The organism is Bradyrhizobium sp. 31Argb (assembly GCF_043638955.1).
Lineage (GTDB): Bacteria > Pseudomonadota > Alphaproteobacteria > Rhizobiales > Xanthobacteraceae > Bradyrhizobium.
Genome location: NZ_JBEGDB010000015.1, coordinates 16,096 through 35,720 on the forward strand (window position 1 = coordinate 16,096; position 19,625 = coordinate 35,720).

A 19,625-nucleotide genomic window follows, 5' to 3' on the forward strand; every position below is an offset into this window, starting at 1 on the left:
AAATGGGATGGCAGGGATTTCGCATGGCAAGACATCGTGTGATCGGGGCCGCGATCGCCGCAGTGGTGGCGACCGCGCTTGGTTGCGGCACCCTGGCCGCGCCGGCGGCGGCACAGTCATTGACCGACCGCTTCAAGAGCCTGTTCGGCGGCGGCAAGTCCGAGGAGGCGCCGGCCGAGAAGCCCTCGGCGCCCGCCGAGGGCCAGAGCAACGAATCGGACGTCCTCTGTCCGCCGGTGGCGATCCGCTCCGGTGCCTCGACTTACGCGGTGGGCGCGCCGGGCAAGGAGCCGGTCGGCAGCGACCTGCGGTTCCAGGCGACGATCACCCGCACCGCCCGCGAATGCGCAATCAGTGGCGGCGAGATCACGGCGCGGATCGGCATCCAGGGCCGGATCATCGTCGGTCCTGCCGGCGCCCCGCCGACCGTCCAAGTGCCGCTGCGCGTCGCCGTGGTGCAGGGCGGCGTCTCGGAAAAGACGATCGCGACCAAGGCCTATCAGACCACGGTGACGATGGGCGAATCCGGCAGCGAACCCTTTACGCTGGTGGCCGAAGATCTGACCTTTCCGGCGCCGTCGGCCGACGTTGCCGAAAACTACGTCTTCTATATCGGCTTCGACCCGCAGGCCCTGAAGCCCGAGCCAAAGCCGAAGGCGGTGCGGAAGAGGTAGCGGGAGGGCTGCGCTGAAACGGCGGCCGTAGGGTGGGCAAAGCGAAGCGTGCCCACCTTTTCTTGCGCCGACCGTAAATGGTGGGCACGCTGCGCTTTGCCCACCATACAAGACAGCCAACAAAAAGCCGGCGCGATCATCTCGCGCCGGCTTTTTTTGGTTTGCGTTGAAGCTGCTCAGTTCAGCTTGGAACGAACCTCGGCGATTCCCTTGGCCAGGAGGTCGTCGGCGACGGAGCCCTTGACCGACTGCGACAGGATGGTGGACGCCGCCGTCACTGCGGCATCCGCCGCAGCGGCGCGGACATCCGCCAGAGCCTGGGCTTCGGCGAGCGCGATCTTGTTCTCGGCGGTCTTGGTCCGCCGCGCGACAAAATCTTCCATCTTCGTCTTGGCTTCAGCCGCGATGCGTTCGGCGTCCGCCTTGGCGCTCGCGACGATTTCCTCCGCCTCGCGCTCGGCAGTCGTGCGCTTGGCCTTGTATTCGGCGAGCAGCTTTGCGGCCTCTTCCTTCAGGCGGCGAGCGTCGTCGAGTTCGGCCTTGATGCGTTCGCTGCGGTTGTCCAGCGCCTTCAGCACCGTGCGATGGATGCCGAGATAGGCAAACACCACCATCAGGATGACGAAGGCGATCGCAACCCAGGTTTCCGGCTCGGTCAACATCAGGCTTGTCCCTTCAGCGAGGCGTCGACGGCGCCGTTCACCGCAGCGCCATCCGGCGCCACGCCGGTTAGCCGCTGCACGATCGCGGTCGCCGCGTCCGCCGCGATGCCGCGGACATTGCTCATCGCCGCCGCCCGCGTCGCCGCGATGGTTTTCTCGGCGTCGTGGAGCTTGGCTGTAAGCTTGTCCTCCAGCACCTTGCGTTCGGCTTCGGAGGCCGCGTTCAGCTTCTCGCGGGTCTCGCTGCTGATGGCCTGAGCGCGGGAGCGCGCGGCCGCCAGGTCGTTCTCATAAGCCTTCAGCGCAGCCGCGGACTCGTCCTTGAGCTTTTGCGCTTCCGCCAAGTCGCCCTCGATCATGTTCTGGCGCGCTTCGATCACGCCGCCGACACGCGGCAGCGCGAAACGCGACACGATGATGTAGAGCACGACAAAGGCGATAGCCAGCGACACCAGTTGCGAGGCGAAGGTGGACGAATCGAACGGAGGGAAAGCTCCGCCGTGGCCGCCATCGGCTTCGGTGTGGGCGCCGGCCTTCTGGCCTGATGCTTCGCCATGACTCTCAGCCATGGTGTTCTCCTGTAGCTGTCACGGACGCCGCCCGCAGGCGGCGCAAAAGTGTACCGCTCAGAGCGGAACGAACAGCAAGAGCAACGCGATCAGCAGCGAGAAGATGCCGAGCGCTTCGGTCACGGCGAAGCCGAAGATCAGGTTGCCGAACTGGCCCTGGGCGGCGGACGGATTGCGCACCGCGGCGGCAAGGTAGTTGCCGAAGATAACGCCGACGCCGACGCCCGCACCGCCCATGCCGATGCACGCGATGCCCGCGCCGATAAGTTTAGCTGCTGCCGGTTCCATAGTTTGCTCCTTGGAGAGAAAGACAGATGTGGGTGGAAATTCCCCGGACCGCTCAGTGTCCCGGATGAATGGCGTCGTTGAGGTAGATGCAGGTCAGGATCGCAAACACGTAGGCTTGCAGGAAAGCGACCAGCAATTCGAGCGCGGTCAATGCGACCGTGAGGGCCAGCGGCATCACGCCGCCGAGCCAGCCGACGGCGCCCAGCGAGACGCCGAGCATCGCGACGAAACCCGCGAACACCTTCAGCGCGATATGGCCGGCCAGCATGTTGGCGAACAGACGCACGCTGTGCGAGACCGGCCGCAGGAAGAACGACAGGATCTCGATGAACATGACCAGCGGCAGGATGTAGATCGGAACGCCGGACGGCACGAAAATCTTGAAGAACTTCAGTCCGTTCTTGTAGACGCCGTAGATCAGGACGGTGAAGAACACGAGCAGCGCGAGCGCTGCGGTGACGATCAGGTGGCTCGAAATCGTGAACGTGTAGGGGATGATGCCCACGAGGTTCGAGACGCAGATGAACATGAACAGCGAGAAGATCAGCGGGAAGAACTTCATACCTTCCGCGCCGGCGGTGCTGCGGATGGTGCTGGCGACGAACTCGTAAGAGATTTCGGCGACCGACTGCAGGCGCCCCGGAACCAGTTGCCGGCCGCTCGCCAGCATCAGTACCGAGATCAACGCCACCGCCACGAACATGTAGAGCGTCGAATTGGTGAAGGCGATCGTGTGATCGCCGATATGGCCGATCGTGAAGAGGGGCTCGATATTGAACTGGTGGATCGGATCGATTTTCATCCGCGCGGCTCTTGGTCCCCCGGCTTATCCGCCGGCAATCGAATTACAGATGTCGTGACTTCCGCCAGGGCTCAGCGCTTGCCTGAGGCCACGCCTGCAGACCTCACCACGTTGACCACGCCGGCCGTGAAGCCGAGCAGCAGGAACACGATGAGACCGAACGGCGATGTCGACAGCAGACGGTCGAATCCCCAGCCAATCACCGCCCCGACGACAACGCCCGCGACCAATTCCGAGGAAAGCCGGAAACCGAGCGCCATAGCGGAAGCTCTGGCGGCACCGTCTCCGCTTTCAGTTCCGGATTGATCAGTCCTGATTTTGCGGCTGTCGCGTATTTCGGACAACCGATGATCCAGACTTCCGAGCCTTGCGGAAAGCGCAGCTTCGTCGGACGACGACTGGTCGCGATTTCCACTTGCGTTGTCGTTTTTGTTTTCCGCCATGCGGCAGACACTAAACGATGCTGCGGTTGATGGAAATTGCGCCGCCACCCTCAAAAGCCGCGCGGACCATACTTACCGTGTCCGATCAAGTCAAGATTGCGTAACAGCCAGTTAGCGCATTGATTCGATTGCACTTCTTTGGAGATATTCCAGATGTCTGCGACCTGTCATCGCAACGCAACAGCCGACATTCAGGCCGCGGCGGTCTTGCACCGGTCGGGACGCTCTGTTGGGATGGGCGCATCGTCGCACCAATCCCGCTCGGAGCCGTCATGTCGCGCCAGGTCGACTACTACTTCTCGTTTCAATCTCCCTGGGCCTATATCGGTCACCAGCCGTTCCGCGATCTCGTCACTGGCTTTGATCTCAAGGTGAACTACAAGCCGGTGGTGCTGGTCGACCTGTTCTCGGAGACCGGCGGCTTGCCGCTTCTCAAGCGCCACCCGGTGCGGCAACGTTATCGGATGGTGGAATTGCAGCGCTGGCGCGATCGGCGCGGGTTGCAGTTTCATCTCAAGCCCGCGCACTGGCCCTTCAATGCCCGCCTTGCAGACGGCGCGGTCATCGCTGCGATCGAGCTGGGGCTCCATCCCGATCTTTTCCTGAAGCGCGGTTTTGTCGCGGTCTGGGAGGACCAGCTCGATCTCGCCGATCCCGCGACAGTGGCGCGCCTTGCCGACGAAGCGGGCTTGCCCGGCAGCAAGCTGGTGGAACGTTCCGCCTCGGAGGCGATCAGCGCGGCCTATGAGCAGAACCGTCAGGATGCGATAACGGCCGACGTATTCGGCTCGCCCGCCTATGTGCTGGATGACGAGGTATTTTGGGGGCAGGACCGGCTGGATTTGCTCGCCGATGCATTGAAGTCGGGCAGGCCGCCCTATACGTCGGATGTATAGGGGCACGCTGATCTTGCGGGAGGAAGCCGATGCGAAACTCATCCTCGAAAGTTTCCACGGTCCTGGCCGGTGTGGCGTTGAGCTTGAGCCTGAGCGGCACAGCCTTTGCCCAATCCCGGCCGGATACCGAGAACGGCCGTTACGCGCTGTCGGCCACCGCCGATGGCGTGCTGCGGCTCGACACGCGGACCGGCACGGTCTCAACCTGCAACAATAATTCGGGTACGGGCTGGGCCTGCTATGCCGTGCCCGACGAGCGCGCCGCGATGGACGCGGAAATCGGCCGGCTGCAGGCCGAGAACGAGACGCTCAAGGCCGAGCTCGCGCAGCGCGATCCGACCACCACCGGCAAGACCGACGAGGCGCTGCCGAAATCGGATTCGCTGAAGAAAAGCGAGCCGAAGGTTGCCGAGGGCGGACGCCGGATCGAAATCCCGTTGCCGAGCGATCAGGATATGGACCGCATGATGTCGTTCCTCGAGCGAGCCTGGCGCCGCCTGGTCGAGATGGCCAACCGCGTGCAGCGCGACGCGTCGGGGAAGATTTAGGTCGTTTGTAGATAGGTTCCTTCGTTCATGACCTCACTCTCGCGCAGCGCCCCATCAATCGCCAGTGCCACCACCATCGTGTCATCGCTACTGACCGTGCACACGCCGGGCGTTGGCTTCACCGATCTGACATCGGAGGTCGCAAAATTCCTGCGCGAGGCGCGCGGGGCCGAGGGGCAAGTGACGCTGTTCATCCGCCACACCTCGGCGTCGCTGACCATCCAGGAGAATGCCGATCCGACCGTGCTCGAGGATCTCCTCACCGTGCTGCGCCGCCTCGCGCCCGAGAATGGCGGATGGCGCCATGACACCGAAGGTCCCGACGACATGCCGGCGCATATCAAGACCATGCTGACGTCGACCTCGCTCCAGGTTCCGGTACTCGATGGCGAACTCGCGCTCGGCACCTGGCAAGCGATCTACCTGATCGAGCATCGCGCCAGACCGCACCGGCGCGAGGTCGTGCTGCAATTCGTCGGCAGCACAAAATGACGCAGATCGTCTCTCCTCACGGGAAGCTCCGTAGCCCGGGTGAAGCGCCAGCGTAACCCGGGACCGCTGGTAGATGTCGACACAAGTGTCCCGGGTTGCGCTGCGCTCCACCCTGGCTACGAAACTTGGAGATCAGCCAGCTCAAAGAAAATCGGCCGCGGATCGCTCCGCGGCCGATCGAGCAAACGCTGGAAGCGCGATTCGTCTCAGGTCTTGCTGATATCGACGTCCTTGGTCTCCGGCAGGAACAGGAAGCCGACCACCGCGGTGATCGCCGCGAAGATGATCGGGTACCAGAGGCCGGCATAGATATCGCCGGTGGAAGCCACGATCGCGAAAGCGGTCGCCGGCAGCAAGCCGCCGAACCAGCCGTTGCCGATGTGATAGGGCAGCGACATCGAGGTGTAGCGGATGCGGGTCGGGAACAGTTCGACCAGCATGGCGGCGATCGGGCCGTAGACCATAGTGACGAAGAGCACCAGGATGAACAACAGCCCGATCACGGCCGCGACCTGCGGACGGAAGATGTCGAACGGGTGCGACATCTTCACGATGCCGGCGTCGCCCGTCTTCGGATAGCCCGCCGCCTGGATCGCCGCCAGCACCACAGCATTGGAAGTCTTGGCGTCAGCGTAAGGCACTTCCTTGCCGTTGACGACGACCTTCACGCCGGAGCCGGCCGGGCCGGGGGTCGTCGCGTACTTCACCGACGACTGGGCGAGGTAGGCACGCGCGGTGTCGCAAGGCGCGGTGAAGACGCGGGTGCCGACCGGGTTGAACAGGTCGCCGCAGCCCTTGGGATCGGCCACCACCTCGACCTTGGTGGATTCGATCGCCTTTTCCAGCGCGGGGTTGGCGTTGGTGGTGATCATCTTGAAGATCGGGATGAAGGTCAGTGCCGCGATCGCGCAGCCGGCGAGGATGATCGGCTTGCGGCCGATCTTGTCGGACAGCATGCCGAACACGATGAAGAAACCGGTGCCGAGCAGGAGCGACCAGGCAATCAGGAGGTTGGCGGTGTAGCCGTCGACCTTCAGGATCGATTGCAGGAAGAACAGCGCGTAGAACTGGCCCGTGTACCAGACCACGCCCTGGCCCATGGTGCCGCCGATCAGGGCGAGCAGCACAATCTTGGCGTTGGCCCAGTTGGCGAAGGCTTCCGTCAGCGGTGCCTTGGAACTCTTGCCCTCGTCCTTCATGCGCTGGAACACCGGCGATTCGTTCAGCCGCAGCCGGATCCAGACAGAGATGCCGAGCAGCAGCACCGACACCAGGAACGGAATGCGCCAGCCCCATTCCGCGAACGCCTGTTCGCCGGTCGCGGTGCGCGTGAACAGGATCACCAGCAGCGACAGGAACAGGCCGAGCGTGGCGGTGGTCTGGATGAAGGAGGTGTAGTAGCCGCGCTTGCCCTGCGGGGAATGCTCGGCGACATAGGTTGCTGCACCGCCATATTCTCCGCCGAGCGCAAGGCCCTGCAGCAGGCGCAACGCGATCAGGATGACCGGCGCGGCGATGCCGATGGTGGCGGCGTTGGGCAACAGGCCGACGATGAAGGTCGACAGGCCCATGATCAGGATGGTCACAAGGAATGTGTATTTGCGGCCGACGATGTCACCGACGCGGCCGAACACGATGGCGCCGAACGGACGCACCAGGAAGCCGGCGGCGAAGGCCAGCAGGGCGAAAATGTCGCGAGTCGCCGGCGGATAGGCCGAGAAGAACTGCGCGCCGATGATGCTGGCCAGCGATCCGTACAGGTAGAAGTCGTACCACTCGAAGACGGTACCGAGCGAGGAGGCAAGGATGACGAAGCGTTCATCCTTTGTCATGCCGCCAGGGCGCGCCGAACTTGCAGTCATTGTGGACATCTGGATCATTCCCCCCAAATTATTGCTGGTGAACTCGCCTGCCGAGTTCGGCCGGATGAGCTACGGGCTTGGAAGGAGGATAACATCGCGGCAAAAGCCGCCCCAATACGACTTTCGGCCCTTTTCACGCCCTTCCACGCTGCGAGGAGTTGCCGGTTGCGCGGTCCCGATCCGGACTTCGGCCCGCGTGTTGCGACGCACAAGCGCGCGCATTAACTGCTTCGACAGACGGTAGAATTACGGCTTGCACGCAGCCTTCGCTCGGAGGACAAGGGACAAAAAAGGGGGCGGCGACCCGCTCAAGAGATACCGATGACCGTTGCTGTCCAGACCCATCTTGTCATCGCCGATGACCATCCGCTGTTCCGCGATGCGCTGCGGCAGGCAGTCGCGAGCGTCGTCAGTGCGGCCGCCATTACCGAAGCAGGTTCGTTCGACGAGCTCACCGCCTTGCTCGAGAAGGACGCTGACGTTGACCTAATTCTGCTCGACCTGACCATGCCGGGGATCAGCGGCTTCTCCGGCCTGATCTATCTGCGCGCGCAGTATCCGGCGATTCCGGTGGTGATCGTATCAGCCAGCGATGATGCCACCACGATCCGCCGCTCGCTCGACTTCGGCGCGTCGGGCTTCATCCCGAAGCGCTTCGGCGTCGATACGCTGCGCGATGCCATCATGAAGGTGATGGACGGCGACGTCTGGGTTCCCGCCGACACCGACCTGTCGTCGGCCGGCGATCCCGAGATGGCGCGGCTGCGTGACCGGCTGGTGACGCTGACGCCGCAGCAGGTGCGTGTCCTGATGATGCTGTCGGAGGGGTTGCTCAACAAGCAGATCGCCTACGAGCTCGGCGTCTCCGAAGCCACCATCAAGGCGCATGTGTCCGCGATCCTGCAAAAGCTCGGCGTCGAAAGCCGCACCCAGGCCGTGATCGCCGCCGCCAAGATCGCCGGCGGCCAATGGCGCCAGGGCACGCCGCAGGGGTGATCAGCCACACCTGAATTGTAGGGTGGGCAAAGCGAAGCGTGCCCACCAATAAGCATCCCGCTCGTGGTGGTGGGCACGCGGAGCCTGTCATCGGGCGCGCGTTCGCGCGACCCGTTGGCTTTGCCCACCCTACGGCATCGCGCCGTTACTCCGCCGCGACCATCTGCTGGGTCCGCCACTGTCCGAGCAAGGCGCGCAGCGACGCGGGCTTCACCGGCTTGTTGAGCACCGCGATGTTTTCCTCGCGTGCGGCGGCACGGACATGGGGGCTGCGGTCGGCGGTGATGAGGATCGCGGGCAGCCCCTCGCCGAGGCGGCGGCGGATGTCGCGGATCGCGGCGACGCCGTTGCCGCGGTCGAGATGGTAGTCGACCAGAAGGCCGGTGACGCGCCCGCCCGCGGCCTCGATCGCACCGATCGCGCTTTCGGGATCGGCGACCGCAATCACCTCGGCGCCCCAGGCGGTCAAGAGCGTCTTCATGCCATCGAGGATCGTCAGGTCATTCTCGATGCAGACGATCAGCGCGCCGCTGATCGGGGTCTTGGCGAGCGGCGTTGCGCTGGTCACGGGACCCGTATGGTTGATGGCTTTTGCGACCGGCACGGTCACCGAGAACACCGAGCCGCCGCCCGTATTGGCATCGAGCGCAATGCCATGGTTGAGCACGCGCGCCAGCCGCTCGACGATCGACAGCCCCAGCCCCAGGCCGCGCGCGATCCGCGCGCCCTGTTCGAGGCGGTGGAACTCCTTGAAAATTTCGCCGCGCTTGAGCACGGGAATGCCGACGCCGGTGTCGTAGACGCAGATCTTGAGCGACTTCCCGCGACGCCGGCAGCCCACCAGCACGCGCCCGCGCGGCGTATATTTGATCGCGTTGGAGATGAAGTTCTGCAATAGCCGCCTGAGCAGCGAACGGTCGGACTCGACCGCCAGCGAACAGGGCACGAAGGCCAGCTCCAGCCCCTTGGCACGCGCGATCGGCGCAAACTCGATTTCGAGCGAACGCATGAGATCGCCGATCTTGAAGCGGCTGATCGACGGCGTCATGGCGCCGGCATCGAGCCGCGAAATGTCGAGCAGCGCGCCGAGAATCTCCTCGATCGCTTCCAGGGAGTCGTCGATATTCTCGACCAGGCGGGAATCCTCGCCGCCCTGCTGGCGCTCCACCATGCTCGTGACGTAAAGCCGCGCCGCGTTCAAGGGCTGCAGGATGTCATGGCTGGCGGCCGCGAGAAATCGCGTCTTGGAAATGTTGGCATCCTCGGCGGCGCTCTTGGCCAGCGCCAGCTCGGAATTGAGGCGGGTGAGTTCCTCGGTGCGGTCGCGCACGCGCTTTTCCAGCGTCGCATTGGCGCGCTCCAGCGCCTCGGCCGCCTCGAAGCTCGGCGTCACGTCGGAGAAGGTGATGACGAAGCCGCCGCCGGGCATCCGGTTGGTGCGGACCTCGATCACCATGTGGCGGTCGGGCAGCCGCTCCAGGTAAGGCTCGCCCTCGGTGGTGTAGGCGGCGAGCCGCTTCTCCAGCATGATCTGGGCGTCTCCGGAGCCTGACGGATTGACCGCGCCCATGAACTCCAGGATTTCCGGCAAGGGGATGCCGAGTTGAACCAGATGCGCCGGCAATGCCAGGATCTCGGCGAATTGGCGGTTCGAACAGATCAGTTGCAGATCGGCGTCGAACACCGCGATGCCCTGGCGCACATGATTGAGCGCGGTCTGCAGGATCTCGCGGTTGAAATGCAGCGCCGCATGGGAATCGTCGAGCAGCTTCAGCGCAGCCTTCGCCGAAACCGTGCGCTTGCGGAGCAGCAGCGACATCACGAGCCGCGAGGAGGCGGCGCCGATGGAGGACGCGATCAGGCGCTCGGCATGCTGCAGCAATTCGAGGCCGGCGGGCGCCGACGCGTCGGGCCTGCCGCCACGTTCGGTCGCAAACGCCTCGAAGGCGAGGCCGGCGCGCTCGGGCCCGAGATATTGCGCCACCGTGCTCTGGATGTCCTGCACCGTCACCGTGGTGCGCCAGCGCCGGAAACTCGGCGCGATCGGCGTGAAGGTGTGGGGTACGAACAGGTCGGCCTGCAGGCGTTCGATCGAGGTCGGCTCGCGTGCCAGCGAGAACACGAGGTAGGTGAAGATGTTCAGCGACAGGCTCCACAGCACCCCGTGCAGCAGCGGCGGCAGGTCGGTGCCGAGCAACGCCTGCGGCCGCAGGGCCTCGATGCCGAAGGGGCCGTGCTGCAGCAGCATCAGCCCCGTGGTGCTGCTCTCCAGGAAGCTCGGCAGAAACAGCGTGTAGATCCACAGGGCAAAGCCGACCACCATGCCGGCGATAGCACCGCGCGCGGTCGCCTGCCGCCACAAGAGCCCACCGAAGAAGGCGGGCGCAAGCTGCGTGATCGCCGCGAACGACAACAGCCCGATCGCGGCAAGCTGGGTATTGCCGAGCGCGCGATAATAGAAATAGGCCATCACCATGATGCCGAAGATCGCAAAGCGGCGCACGCTCAGCAGGAAGTCGCTGAAATCCTTCTGCCCGGCGAGCGCTTCGCGGCTTCGCTGCAACACCATCGGCAGCACGATGTCGTTGGAGACCATGATCGACAGCGCCACGCATTCCACGATCACCATCGCGGTGCCCGCCGACAACCCGCCGATGAAGACGGCGACGCTGAGCAGCGACGCGTTGGCCTCCATCGGCAGCGCCAGCACATACATGTCACTGTCGACGGCGCCGAACGGGAAGGTCACGAGCCCTGCGATCGCGATCGGGATCACGAACAGGTTGATCGCGACGAGATAGAGCGGGAACAGCCAGCGCGCGCGCCCGACCTCCTCCTGGCCTGAATTCTCGACCACGCTGACATGGAACTGGCGCGGCAAAAGCATGATCGCGCAGAACGACAACAGCGTCATGGTCAGGAAATTGCCGACCGACGGCACATATTCGATCGCGCGCACCGCTTCCGGCGTCTTCATCGCGCGCTCGATCAGTTCGGTCGGTGAGAACATCCAGAAGGTGACGAAGATGCCCGCGGCGAGGAACGCCACCAGCTTGACGATGGATTCGGTCGCGACCGCCAGCATCAGGCCGTGCTGATGCTCGGTGGCATCAGCCTGCCGGGTGCCGAACAGCACCGCGAATACGGCCATCGCCAGCATCACCACCAGCGCGATGTCGCCGAGGATGGGGACCGAGGAAAACGCCCTGTCCTCGGTCAGGATCGTTTCCAGCGAGGAGGCGATCGCCTTGAGCTGGAGCGCGATATAGGGCACCGAGCCGATGATCGCGATCAGCGCCACGGTGGCGGCCACCGCCTGGCTCTTGCCGTAGCGCGCGGCGATGAAGTCGGCGATCGACGTGATGTTCTGCGACTTGGCAAGCCCGATCACGCGGCGGAGCAGCGGCGTGCACAAGCCGATCATCAGGACCGGGCCGACATAAATCGCAAGGAAGTCGACGCTGGTGCGGGTCGCAAATCCGACCGAGCCGAAGAAGGTCCAGGAGGTGCAGTAGATCGCGAGCGATAGCGGGTAGATCACCATACCCGCGCGACCGCGCTTCGTCGGCAGCGAACGATCGCCGCGGCTGGCGACAAAGAACAGGAACCCGATATAGCCGAACGCGGCGGCGATGACGCCCCAGTCGTGCAGCATCGCTGCTCATCTCCCTTCCCGGCCTCAGAGCGGGCCGTGAAGGGGCAGTATAACGGCATCGCACGGGCGGCGCACCGTACGATACCGTTCCAATCCCTGATGTCGCGTCGTTAGGGTTATTCTGCCGCCATCGACCGCTTGCGGAGCGGCAGCCCAAGCCGCTCCCAGACCTGCAGCAGGGCCTCGGCGAGGCCGTCCATCAGGCCGTCATCGTGATAGGGGGATGGCGTGATCCGCAGCCGCTCGGTACCCTTGGGGACGGTCGGATAGTTGATCGGCTGGATATAGATGCCGTGTTCCTCGAGCAGGATGTCGGTCGCGCGCTTGCACTTTTCGGGGTCGCCAACGAACAGCGGCACGATATGGGTGTCGCTCGACATTACGGGCAGTCCGGCCGCGTTCAGGATCGCCTTGAGGCGGGCGGCGCGTTCCTGGTGGCGCTCGCGCTCCCAGCTCGAGGTCTTGAGGTGGCGGATCGCAGCGGTCGCGGCCGAGCAGATCGCCGGCGGCAGCGCGGTCGTGAAGATGAAGCCCGGCGCGTAGGAACGCACGGCATCGATGATCTCGGCCTTGGCGGCGATATAGCCGCCGAGGCAGCCGAACGCCTTCGCCAGCGTGCCTTCGAGCACGTCGATACGGTGCATGACGCCATCGCGCTCGGCGATGCCGCCGCCGCGCGGCCCGTACATGCCGACCGCATGGACCTCATCGACATAGGTCATGGCGCCATAGCGCTCGGCGAGGTCGCAGATCTGCTCGAGCGGCGCGACGTCGCCGTCCATTGAATAGAGGCTTTCGCAGGCGATCAGCTTCGGCCGGTCGGGACCGGCCTCGCGCAACAGCTCCTCCAGATGCGCGAGGTCGCTGTGGCGGAAAACTTTCCGCTCGCAGCCGCCCTGGCGGATGCCTTCGATCATCGAATTGTGGTTCAGCGCGTCCGACAGGATCAGGCAGTTCGGGATTAGCTTTGCGATCGTCGCGATGCCGGTCTGGTTCGAGACATAGCCGGAGGTGAACAGGAGCGATGCTTCCTTGCCGTGGAGGTCGGCGAGCTCGGCTTCGAGCTGCACCAGCGGATGATGGGTGCCGGCGATATTGCGGGTGCCTCCGGCGCCGGTGCCGACGCGGGTCGCGGTCTCGACCATGGCGCCGACGACCTTGGGATGCTGGCCCATGCCGAGATAGTCGTTGGAGCACCAGATCACGACACTGCGCTGGCCCTTCGGCGAGTGCCAGATCGCATGCGGAAAGCGGCCTGCGATACGTTCGAGGTCGGCAAATACGCGGTAGCGCCGTTCGTCATGGAGGCGGTTAAGGGCGGCGCTGAAAAACTGGCTGTAATCCATCGGCAAACCTGGAGCAGGACCCGGCCGGGGCGGCCACCTCTTCTTAGAGCTTTTCAATCTCTAATGTCTATCCGCTATCCCATGTTTGGGCATGCACCAGACATTGGACAGATTGTCCATGGAAGCGCGGCAAATGTTGATGTGGATCAACGACCTAGACCGGCCGCTGGAATGCACGCCAATAGCTTCGCGGGCCGCATCGTTACGCAATCGCACGATGCCCGTAATTGTCCGGATCAGCCGAACCGGAGCGTAGCGTCAGGTGGTGCGGAAGCGAAGGACGCCGTCGATTGCCTCGGCCGTCAGCCGGCCCTCGACCAGCATGTAGTTGACGTGGGCGATCAGTTCGCCGGCGGCGAATCCTATCTGGTGCGCATCCAGCACGTGCTTGTGGAACACGACCGGCACCAGCTCCTTGGAGGTCTTGGCGGTCTCACGGCAGGCCTCGGCGATCAGCCCGCAGCGCTCCTCGTGATGGTCGGCGAGCTGCTTGATCCGTGTCTTCAGGCCGTAGAACGGCACGCCATGGCCGGGCAGCACCAGCGCGTCATAGGGCAGCGTCGTGGTGAGGCTCGCCAGCGAGGCCAGATATTCGCCGAGTGAGTTCTGTTCGGGCTCGACGGCCCAGACACTGACATTGGGCGAGATCTTGCTCAGCACCTGGTCGGCGGAGAGGAACAGCTTGTCGGCGGCGCAATACAGCATCACCTGGTCGAGCGCATGTCCGCCGCCCGTGATGACCTTGAAGCGCCGCGTGCCGATGACGACCTCGTCGCCATGGGTCAGCCGGCGGTAGGACGCCGGCAGCACCGAGACCCGCTTCAGATAATCCTGGCCGCGGCCGAGCAGCTTGTCGGTCAGGTCCTCGTCCATGCCATGACGGCGGAAGAACAGACGTTGCGCGGTCAATCGTTCGGCGGTGCCGCGGTTCTGGTGATAGACCGACTGCAGGTATTCGACCTGCGACATGTACAGTGGGCAGCCGAACCGCTCGATGATCCACCCGGCGAGCCCGACATGATCGGGATGCGAATGGGTCACGATCAGCCGCGTGATGGTCACGCCCTTGAGCGGGCCTTCGAACAGCGTGGTCCAGGCTGCGATCGATTCCTCGTTGCCGAAGCCGGAATCGATCATGGTCCATCCGTCGCCGTCGGCGAGCAGGTAGATGTTCACGTGGTTGAGGCGGAACGGCAGTTTCAGCCGCGCCCAGAGCACGCCCGGCATCACTTCCACGACCTGGTCCGGGGCGGGGTGATTTTCGAAGGGGTATCGCAGTGCCTCCGCCGAGGACTGCATGCTGTCTGTTTTCGAATGCATCGCCTACCGGCTTAGCGGTACCGGCCGCCCGGCGCTAGCTCAAAAAAGCAGATGCCGGTTCGGATAATGGGCATGAATATCCCGTAGCCCGGATGAAGCGAAGCGCAATCCGGGATTGGTGATCCGGGGCGAGACGGCCCCGGATTACGCTTCGCTCCATCCGGGCTACGGTTGTTCCCGGGGTGGCGGCGGTTCCTTACGCCGCGCGGATATTCGACAGGAACGCGTCGATTCCGGCGCGCAGCACCTCGGCCTCCCGGCGCAATTCGCTGGAGGCGTTCAGCACCTCGCCGGCGGCGGTGCCGGCTTCCGCCGAGGCGCTGCTGACGCCGACGATATTGCTTGAGACCTCGCTGGTGCCGCCGGCCGCGTGCTGGATGTTGCGGGCGATCTCGCGCGTCGCCGCGCCCTGTTCCTCGACCGCGGCGGCGATCGCGGTGGTGACGTCGTTGATCTCGCCGATCGTATTGCTGATGTTGCGGATCGCGGAAACCGCCGTCGTCGTCACCTCCTGCATGCTGACGATCTGCTGGCGGATCTCGTCGGTCGCCTTGGCGGTCTGGTTGGCGAGGCTCTTCACCTCGGAGGCGACCACGGCAAAGCCGCGGCCGGCTTCGCCGGCGCGCGCCGCCTCGATGGTGGCGTTGAGCGCGAGCAGGTTGGTCTGCGAGGCGATGGTCTGGATCAGGTCGACCACCACGCTGATGCGCCCGGCGTTCTCGGCAAGGCCCTGCATGGTGACGTCGGTCTGGCCGGCTTCGTCCACCGCCTTGCGCGCGATCTCGGCCGAGGTCACGACCTGGCGGCCGATCTCGGCGATCGAGGAAGAGAGCTCCTCGGTGCCCGCGGACACCGTCTGCACGTTGACCGAGGTCTCCTCGGCCGCGGAGGCGACCGTGTTCGCCAGCGCGCTGGACTGGTCGGCGGTCGCCGACATGCTCTGCGCCGTCGACTGCATCGAACTGGCGGCGTTCTGCAGGCTGTCGAGGGCGCTGCGGACGGTGGATTCGAATTCGACGATGCGGGCTTCCATGCGCGAGGCGCGCTCAGCCTTGGCGATGCGGTCCTTGTCCTGTTCGGCCGAGAGCGCGCGGCCCTCGATCATGCTTTCGCGGAACACCGTCAGCGCGTTGCCCATCGCGGCGATCTCGTCGTCCTGGCGGCTCTGATGGATCTCGGTGTCGAGATCGCCGGCCGACAGCCGCTGCATCGCGTCCTGCAGGCCCTTGAGCCGCTTGAGGATGTTGCGGCCGACATAGAGCCAGACGAACAGGATCGAGCCGATCAGGGTGCCGATGCCGAGCGCGAGCATCACCATGGTCGCAAACGAAATCTCTTGTTGCGCCTGGCTGGTGGACGCATCGGTCGCCTTCCGCACGCCGTCGACGAGCTGCTGCACGCTGATGCCGAGGCCAATATTGAGCTTGCGGGTCTCCTCCAGGATGGTCTCGCCGAAATCGGTGGCGTCCAATTCCTTCTGGCGGACCTTGAACACGCCGGTCTTGCCCTGGCCGAGCGTCTGCAGCTTTGCGGCGGCATCGGCCAGCGCCTTGGTGCCGGAATTCTTCGGCAGCATCTCCAGATTGGAAATCGTCTGCGAGAGCACCCGCTTGAAATCCTTCTCGATCGCTTCCAGCGTGTCGCTGTTGGTCGCCGACAGCGCTGCGGCCATGTTGGAGGCCATCAGGTTGCCGCTGGCGATCACATCGCCGAGCTGCTCGACGACGCGTGCGGCGCTGCTTGCGTCGTCGGACGACGGCTCGGCCGCGCCGAGGATGGCATGGAGCTGGCTCTGCGCGTCCATCATCGCCGGCGCCGAGGCCGCGACGAACTCGGCTTGCACCTTGCGCAGCGTTTCATACTGCTTGTCGTGCAACGCCGCCGTCTCCAGCCGCTCGCGCGCGGCCGAGCCGAGGCTCTCGATCACGTCGTCGATGTTCTTGACCGTCTCGGTCAGCGCCTTCCCGATCGCCTTGTCGGCGCCGAGCTTGATGATCTCGTCGAGCTTCTGCAGCGCCTGCTTCTGCGTTTCCTTCATCTTGGCAGAGCGCTCGTTCAGCGCCTCCTCGGTGCGCGAGGCGAGCAGCGCCGGACCCTGGCTCGCCAGGCTCGCGCTTTGCGCCGACAATTGCAGGCTGGCGGCAAGCCGCGGGATGTCGCGGCCGGAGAGGTCGCCCATGGTCTTGCCGAGCTGTTCGAACACCATGGCAGCGCCCGCGCTGATCACGATCGCCATGGCGGCGATGACGGCGAACGCCGCGAACAGGCTGCCCCTGACGCCCCATCGCGGGCGGCGGATGCCTTTAAGTTTCAATTTACCGAAGCGGAATCGTAACGCCATCTACCTGCCCCCGCAGTCACTGTCCTTGAGCTTGAATCCTCGCGCGGCAGTATCGCGATGGCGGGTTAACAAAATCGGGAACCCGAATGTGCGGCGGCGCAATTTTTGCCGCGCATGGCGGCGTTGAAGTAGCTTTGTACCGCACGTCGGAATTGATCACGCAGTGCTTGCAGGAAACTCGCGCCTACAACCTCTCGAGAATCAAAAAAGGCCGGCGAGATGCCGGCCTTTTTCAGATCTCTTGTTCAGATGTTCAGATCTCTTGTTCAGATTTCTTGGATCGCGGTCAGTAGCCCGTTGCCAGCGGCCCGCCGAAATTGCCGAAATTGAAGCGGTAGTTGATGCCGGCCTTCACGGTGTGCTCGTCATTGTGGAAGCTGCCGAACGGCACCAGCGGGGCCGGCGCGACGAAGCGGCTGTCGCCGAAATCGTAGAATTGATATTCGGCCTTGGCCGACCAGTTCGGCGCGAACATGTATTCGATGCCGCCGCCGACGGTAAAGCCGTTGCGGTGGCGGTCGCTTAGCGCGAATCCGACCGGGACGCCGCCGAACCTCAGCGTCTCATTGTTGTCGGAGTAAGCGTAGCCGCCCTTCGCGTAGATCAGGCCCGGGCCCCAGGTCCAGCCGACGCGGCCGGTGATCGAGCCGATCCCGCGCTGGTCGTTGTTGTAGACGAAGCCGCCGGGGAACGCCGCGCTGACCTGGTCGCCTCCGAGCCAGGAATACTGACCTTCGACACCGACCAGAAAGTTCGGGTGGAATTGCCAGTCACCGCCCACCTGGACGCCACCGAGGAAGCGGGTTTTGCGGTCGCTGAGCGCGAAGCCATTAAAGTTGTCGCTGCTGGTGAAGGCGCCGCCGATATGGCCGCCGACATAGAAGCCGGTCCAGTTGTAGATCGGCGCGGCGTAAACCGGCGCCGGGGCTTTGCTGTAGTAAGGGCGGGCGCCGAGATCGGCGCCAAATGCCGGCGCGGCTGCGGCGAACGCCATGAGGGCAACGGTTGCGAGCAGGATCTTCTTCATTTCCAGTCCTCGAAAATACAAACGAGACGCTGCGCGCAGCGCCCCCTGGGGCGAGTAAAGACCGCATTTGAATAAAATGATGTCAGCGGGGGACGATCGCGGTCGATAATCCAACCTATTGGCCGGTAATTGTTTTTTGTGCTTAACGGCGGCTTAAGGAAGGGTGAAGGAAGGCTTAATTTGCGCTTGGGTGCGCAAGCTTTGCGGAAGCCATTCCTAACCGGGCAAGACTTGCTTAACCAAGCCGGCGCCGGACGTCCTCGCGCATCTGTTCGCGGAATTGAGCCTTGCGCGCCGGCCGTTCCTTCTCCGGGACGTCATAGCGGTCGAACACGTTGAACTTCTCGAGGATCGGATAGTGCTCGCTGGCCATCGCCAGCACGCGCAGGAGATCGGCGACTTGCGCGCTCGGTCCCGTCACCTCCCAGCGGCGGACGGTGTTGGCGCCCTCGGGCTCCTTCAGTCCGCACAGCCTCGCCATGTCGGCCGCCGTGAGCGGCCGGCCAATAGCCTCGCCGAGATGCTCGCGGAGCTTTTTCAGCTCTGGGCCGGTCATCGATACCTCGTTCGGACCGGAACATGATCCGGAAAAGTAGGCGCCAACTTTCGAAGCGTCTGCGGGAATATCATGCTCACACAAAAGATAGAGCGGAATGACGGTTCATCACGCTTTAGTGGCGCTCCATTCGGATGGTTTGTGAACCAGATCACATAGCCCATCGCGGAAGCAAGTTATACCGCACGCCGATTCCTGATGAGGAGGAGATCATGCGCAGCTTGATTGAAAGCCTCACACCCGACGCTTGCCGAATCGAGTGGAAATGGATCGGCGCCATGTTCGCGTTTTATATGGCGGTGGTGGTGATTGCAGCCGGTCTGCTGATGACCCATCGATCCACGAAAGGCTCGGCTTACGAGATGTCGCTGGCTGCGGTCGCTTGCGTGTCCTGTGCGCTTGCGGCCGATTGATCGAACTGGATCATGATCCGATCAGACGGAATCGGGTCATGGTCTCCGCGCAGACGCTTTGCGTTCGCCGCGAGGGAGAAGTTTCCACTTCGGATCATGCTCTAGGTTTCCGAATGATGCTCGATCACGTCCGGCGGCGTGACGACCATCAATAATCGCGCTGGTCCAAGCCCGGCATTGCGGCCCATATGCGGTCGGTCGCCGAACAGATGGACGCAATCGCCCTGGTCGAGCACGAAGCGTTCCTCGCCGATCTGAAATTCGATCCTGCCCTCGAGCACGTAGAGGATTTCCTCGCCCTCATGGGAAAGCAGCTTGATGTCGAGGTCCGAGGTGACCGGAAAATCGAGCACGAAGGCGCTCAGCTTGGGGTCTCCGAGGTCGCCCGAGAGCCAGTGATAGTCATAGCCGTTGGCGGAGTGCGGCGGAGAAGTCTCGCGCTGGCGCCGGCGCGAGATCGTGTAATATTTGGGCGCCTGGACGTCGCCGGAATCCTCGAACAGGTCACGCAGCGGAATGTTCAGCCGGGTCGCGATCAGGATCACATTGGCGATCGACATCGCCGCCTCGCCGCGCTCCACCCGCGAGAGATAGGCCGCCGAGAGGCCGGTATCGTTGCCGAGCGCCTGCAGCGTGAGCTTCCGATCCGTGCGCGCTTTACGGATTCGCACTCCAAGTTGCCGGGCGATCAGCCGCGCCTGATCCATGGCCCCTCCCGAAAGCTATCGTGATGGC

The 19,625-nt window shown here is 64.0% G+C and carries 19 protein-coding genes; 6 read left to right on the plus strand and 13 right to left on the minus strand.

Annotated elements, in window-relative coordinates; all coding sequences use genetic code 11:
* Window positions 1-23: 23 nt before the first annotated feature.
* Window positions 24-674 (plus strand): hypothetical protein, encoded by a 651-nt coding sequence (locus AAFX91_RS04975; protein ID WP_394565736.1) that lies wholly within the window; start codon window positions 24-26, stop codon window positions 672-674.
* A 176-nt stretch (window positions 675-850) separates the two neighbouring features.
* On the opposite strand, the gene AAFX91_RS04980 is transcribed toward AAFX91_RS04975, so the two are convergent.
* From AAFX91_RS04980 to AAFX91_RS05000, 5 genes are all read right to left on the minus strand, one after another.
* Entirely contained in the window at window positions 851-1,336 is a 486-nt protein-coding gene (locus AAFX91_RS04980) for an ATP F0F1 synthase subunit B (RefSeq protein ID WP_130583472.1), read from the minus strand.
* Complete coding sequence (locus tag AAFX91_RS04985; protein WP_130583473.1) at window positions 1,336-1,905, minus strand: F0F1 ATP synthase subunit B'; 570 nt, start codon at window positions 1,903-1,905, stop codon at window positions 1,336-1,338. The genes AAFX91_RS04980 and AAFX91_RS04985 overlap by 1 nt, the downstream gene beginning before the upstream one ends.
* A gap of 57 nt (window positions 1,906-1,962) precedes the next feature.
* Entirely contained in the window at window positions 1,963-2,193 is a 231-nt protein-coding gene (locus tag AAFX91_RS04990; RefSeq protein ID WP_027537362.1) for a F0F1 ATP synthase subunit C, read from the minus strand.
* A gap of 52 nt (window positions 2,194-2,245) precedes the next feature.
* Complete coding sequence (locus AAFX91_RS04995; protein WP_130227299.1) at window positions 2,246-2,995, minus strand: F0F1 ATP synthase subunit A; 750 nt, start codon at window positions 2,993-2,995, stop codon at window positions 2,246-2,248.
* A 71-nt stretch (window positions 2,996-3,066) separates the two neighbouring features.
* Window positions 3,067-3,438 carry an AtpZ/AtpI family protein gene (locus AAFX91_RS05000; RefSeq protein ID WP_130583480.1) on the minus strand — a complete coding sequence of 124 codons (372 nt, stop codon included), beginning with the start codon at window positions 3,436-3,438 and terminating at the stop codon, window positions 3,067-3,069.
* A 272-nt stretch (window positions 3,439-3,710) separates the two neighbouring features.
* Between AAFX91_RS05000 and AAFX91_RS05005 the strand changes: the two genes are divergently transcribed.
* From AAFX91_RS05005 to AAFX91_RS05015, 3 genes are read left to right on the plus strand one after another with little or no spacing between them, the layout of a single operon-like run.
* Window positions 3,711-4,334 carry a 2-hydroxychromene-2-carboxylate isomerase gene (locus AAFX91_RS05005; protein ID WP_394565737.1) on the plus strand — a complete coding sequence of 208 codons (624 nt, stop codon included), beginning with the start codon at window positions 3,711-3,713 and terminating at the stop codon, window positions 4,332-4,334.
* Between the two features lie 29 nt (window positions 4,335-4,363).
* Window positions 4,364-4,882: a hypothetical protein gene (locus AAFX91_RS05010; protein ID WP_394565738.1), complete on the plus strand. Its 519-nt coding sequence runs from the start codon at window positions 4,364-4,366 to the stop codon at window positions 4,880-4,882.
* A gap of 27 nt (window positions 4,883-4,909) precedes the next feature.
* Window positions 4,910-5,374 (plus strand): secondary thiamine-phosphate synthase enzyme YjbQ, encoded by a 465-nt coding sequence (locus AAFX91_RS05015; protein WP_394565739.1) that lies wholly within the window; start codon window positions 4,910-4,912, stop codon window positions 5,372-5,374.
* Between the two features lie 206 nt (window positions 5,375-5,580).
* On the opposite strand, the gene AAFX91_RS05020 is transcribed toward AAFX91_RS05015, so the two are convergent.
* Window positions 5,581-7,206 carry an MFS transporter gene (locus tag AAFX91_RS05020; protein WP_394565759.1) on the minus strand — a complete coding sequence of 542 codons (1,626 nt, stop codon included), beginning with the start codon at window positions 7,204-7,206 and terminating at the stop codon, window positions 5,581-5,583.
* Window positions 7,207-7,557: 351 nt separating this feature from the next.
* Here AAFX91_RS05020 and AAFX91_RS05025 point away from each other — a divergent pair, with 351 nt between their 5' ends.
* Window positions 7,558-8,232 carry a response regulator transcription factor gene (locus AAFX91_RS05025; protein ID WP_282532205.1) on the plus strand — a complete coding sequence of 225 codons (675 nt, stop codon included), beginning with the start codon at window positions 7,558-7,560 and terminating at the stop codon, window positions 8,230-8,232.
* 145 nt (window positions 8,233-8,377) lie between these two features.
* Here AAFX91_RS05025 and AAFX91_RS05030 read toward each other — a convergent pair whose 3' ends face one another.
* The 6 genes from AAFX91_RS05030 to AAFX91_RS05055 all read right to left on the minus strand — a co-directional run bounded on the left by AAFX91_RS05030 (window position 8,378) and on the right by AAFX91_RS05055 (window position 18,477).
* On the minus strand, window positions 8,378-11,887 hold the full coding sequence (locus AAFX91_RS05030) for a NahK/ErcS family hybrid sensor histidine kinase/response regulator (RefSeq protein WP_394565740.1): 3,510 nt from the start codon (window positions 11,885-11,887) through the stop codon (window positions 8,378-8,380).
* Window positions 11,888-12,003: 116 nt separating this feature from the next.
* Window positions 12,004-13,233, minus strand: a complete 1,230-nt coding sequence (hemA, locus tag AAFX91_RS05035; RefSeq protein ID WP_394565741.1) for a 5-aminolevulinate synthase — start codon at window positions 13,231-13,233, stop codon at window positions 12,004-12,006.
* Between the two features lie 258 nt (window positions 13,234-13,491).
* Window positions 13,492-14,553 (minus strand): MBL fold metallo-hydrolase, encoded by a 1,062-nt coding sequence (locus AAFX91_RS05040; protein WP_394565742.1) that lies wholly within the window; start codon window positions 14,551-14,553, stop codon window positions 13,492-13,494.
* Between the two features lie 196 nt (window positions 14,554-14,749).
* A complete protein-coding gene (locus tag AAFX91_RS05045) occupies window positions 14,750-16,894 on the minus strand; it encodes a methyl-accepting chemotaxis protein (RefSeq protein WP_282531874.1) in 2,145 nt (714 codons plus the stop codon).
* Between the two features lie 286 nt (window positions 16,895-17,180).
* Window positions 17,181-17,921 carry an outer membrane protein gene (locus AAFX91_RS05050; RefSeq protein ID WP_394565743.1) on the minus strand — a complete coding sequence of 247 codons (741 nt, stop codon included), beginning with the start codon at window positions 17,919-17,921 and terminating at the stop codon, window positions 17,181-17,183.
* A 235-nt stretch (window positions 17,922-18,156) separates the two neighbouring features.
* Entirely contained in the window at window positions 18,157-18,477 is a 321-nt protein-coding gene (locus AAFX91_RS05055; protein WP_394565744.1) for a hypothetical protein, read from the minus strand.
* 212 nt (window positions 18,478-18,689) lie between these two features.
* Between AAFX91_RS05055 and AAFX91_RS05060 the strand changes: the two genes are divergently transcribed.
* Window positions 18,690-18,890, plus strand: coding sequence for a hypothetical protein (locus AAFX91_RS05060; RefSeq protein ID WP_282531876.1), 201 nt, complete (start codon window positions 18,690-18,692; stop codon window positions 18,888-18,890).
* A 101-nt stretch (window positions 18,891-18,991) separates the two neighbouring features.
* Here AAFX91_RS05060 and AAFX91_RS05065 read toward each other — a convergent pair whose 3' ends face one another.
* A complete protein-coding gene (locus AAFX91_RS05065) occupies window positions 18,992-19,597 on the minus strand; it encodes a helix-turn-helix domain-containing protein (RefSeq protein ID WP_394565745.1) in 606 nt (201 codons plus the stop codon).
* Window positions 19,598-19,625: the final 28 nt, after the last annotated feature.

What these genes read in the sequence shown, in the direction of transcription:
- AAFX91_RS04975 (WP_394565736.1), top strand. Translation starts at nt 24, where the DNA reads ATGGCAAGACATCGTGTGATCGGGGCCGCGATCGCCGCAGTGGTGGCG.
- AAFX91_RS04980 (WP_130583472.1), bottom strand. Translation starts at nt 1,336, where the DNA reads ATGTTGACCGAGCCGGAAACCTGGGTTGCGATCGCCTTCGTCATCCTG.
- AAFX91_RS04985 (WP_130583473.1), bottom strand. Translation starts at nt 1,905, where the DNA reads ATGGCTGAGAGTCATGGCGAAGCATCAGGCCAGAAGGCCGGCGCCCAC.
- AAFX91_RS04990 (WP_027537362.1), bottom strand. Translation starts at nt 2,193, where the DNA reads ATGGAACCGGCAGCAGCTAAACTTATCGGCGCGGGCATCGCGTGCATC.
- AAFX91_RS04995 (WP_130227299.1), bottom strand. Translation starts at nt 2,995, where the DNA reads ATGAAAATCGATCCGATCCACCAGTTCAATATCGAGCCCCTCTTCACG.
- AAFX91_RS05000 (WP_130583480.1), bottom strand. Translation starts at nt 3,438, where the DNA reads ATGGCGGAAAACAAAAACGACAACGCAAGTGGAAATCGCGACCAGTCG.
- AAFX91_RS05005 (WP_394565737.1), top strand. Translation starts at nt 3,711, where the DNA reads ATGTCGCGCCAGGTCGACTACTACTTCTCGTTTCAATCTCCCTGGGCC.
- AAFX91_RS05010 (WP_394565738.1), top strand. Translation starts at nt 4,364, where the DNA reads ATGCGAAACTCATCCTCGAAAGTTTCCACGGTCCTGGCCGGTGTGGCG.
- AAFX91_RS05015 (WP_394565739.1), top strand. Translation starts at nt 4,910, where the DNA reads ATGACCTCACTCTCGCGCAGCGCCCCATCAATCGCCAGTGCCACCACC.
- AAFX91_RS05020 (WP_394565759.1), bottom strand. Translation starts at nt 7,206, where the DNA reads ATGACAAAGGATGAACGCTTCGTCATCCTTGCCTCCTCGCTCGGTACC.
- AAFX91_RS05025 (WP_282532205.1), top strand. Translation starts at nt 7,558, where the DNA reads ATGACCGTTGCTGTCCAGACCCATCTTGTCATCGCCGATGACCATCCG.
- AAFX91_RS05030 (WP_394565740.1), bottom strand. Translation starts at nt 11,887, where the DNA reads ATGCTGCACGACTGGGGCGTCATCGCCGCCGCGTTCGGCTATATCGGG.
- hemA (WP_394565741.1), bottom strand. Translation starts at nt 13,233, where the DNA reads ATGGATTACAGCCAGTTTTTCAGCGCCGCCCTTAACCGCCTCCATGAC.
- AAFX91_RS05040 (WP_394565742.1), bottom strand. Translation starts at nt 14,553, where the DNA reads ATGCATTCGAAAACAGACAGCATGCAGTCCTCGGCGGAGGCACTGCGA.
- AAFX91_RS05045 (WP_282531874.1), bottom strand. Translation starts at nt 16,894, where the DNA reads ATGGCGTTACGATTCCGCTTCGGTAAATTGAAACTTAAAGGCATCCGC.
- AAFX91_RS05050 (WP_394565743.1), bottom strand. Translation starts at nt 17,921, where the DNA reads ATGAAGAAGATCCTGCTCGCAACCGTTGCCCTCATGGCGTTCGCCGCA.
- AAFX91_RS05055 (WP_394565744.1), bottom strand. Translation starts at nt 18,477, where the DNA reads ATGACCGGCCCAGAGCTGAAAAAGCTCCGCGAGCATCTCGGCGAGGCT.
- AAFX91_RS05060 (WP_282531876.1), top strand. Translation starts at nt 18,690, where the DNA reads ATGCGCAGCTTGATTGAAAGCCTCACACCCGACGCTTGCCGAATCGAG.
- AAFX91_RS05065 (WP_394565745.1), bottom strand. Translation starts at nt 19,597, where the DNA reads ATGGATCAGGCGCGGCTGATCGCCCGGCAACTTGGAGTGCGAATCCGT.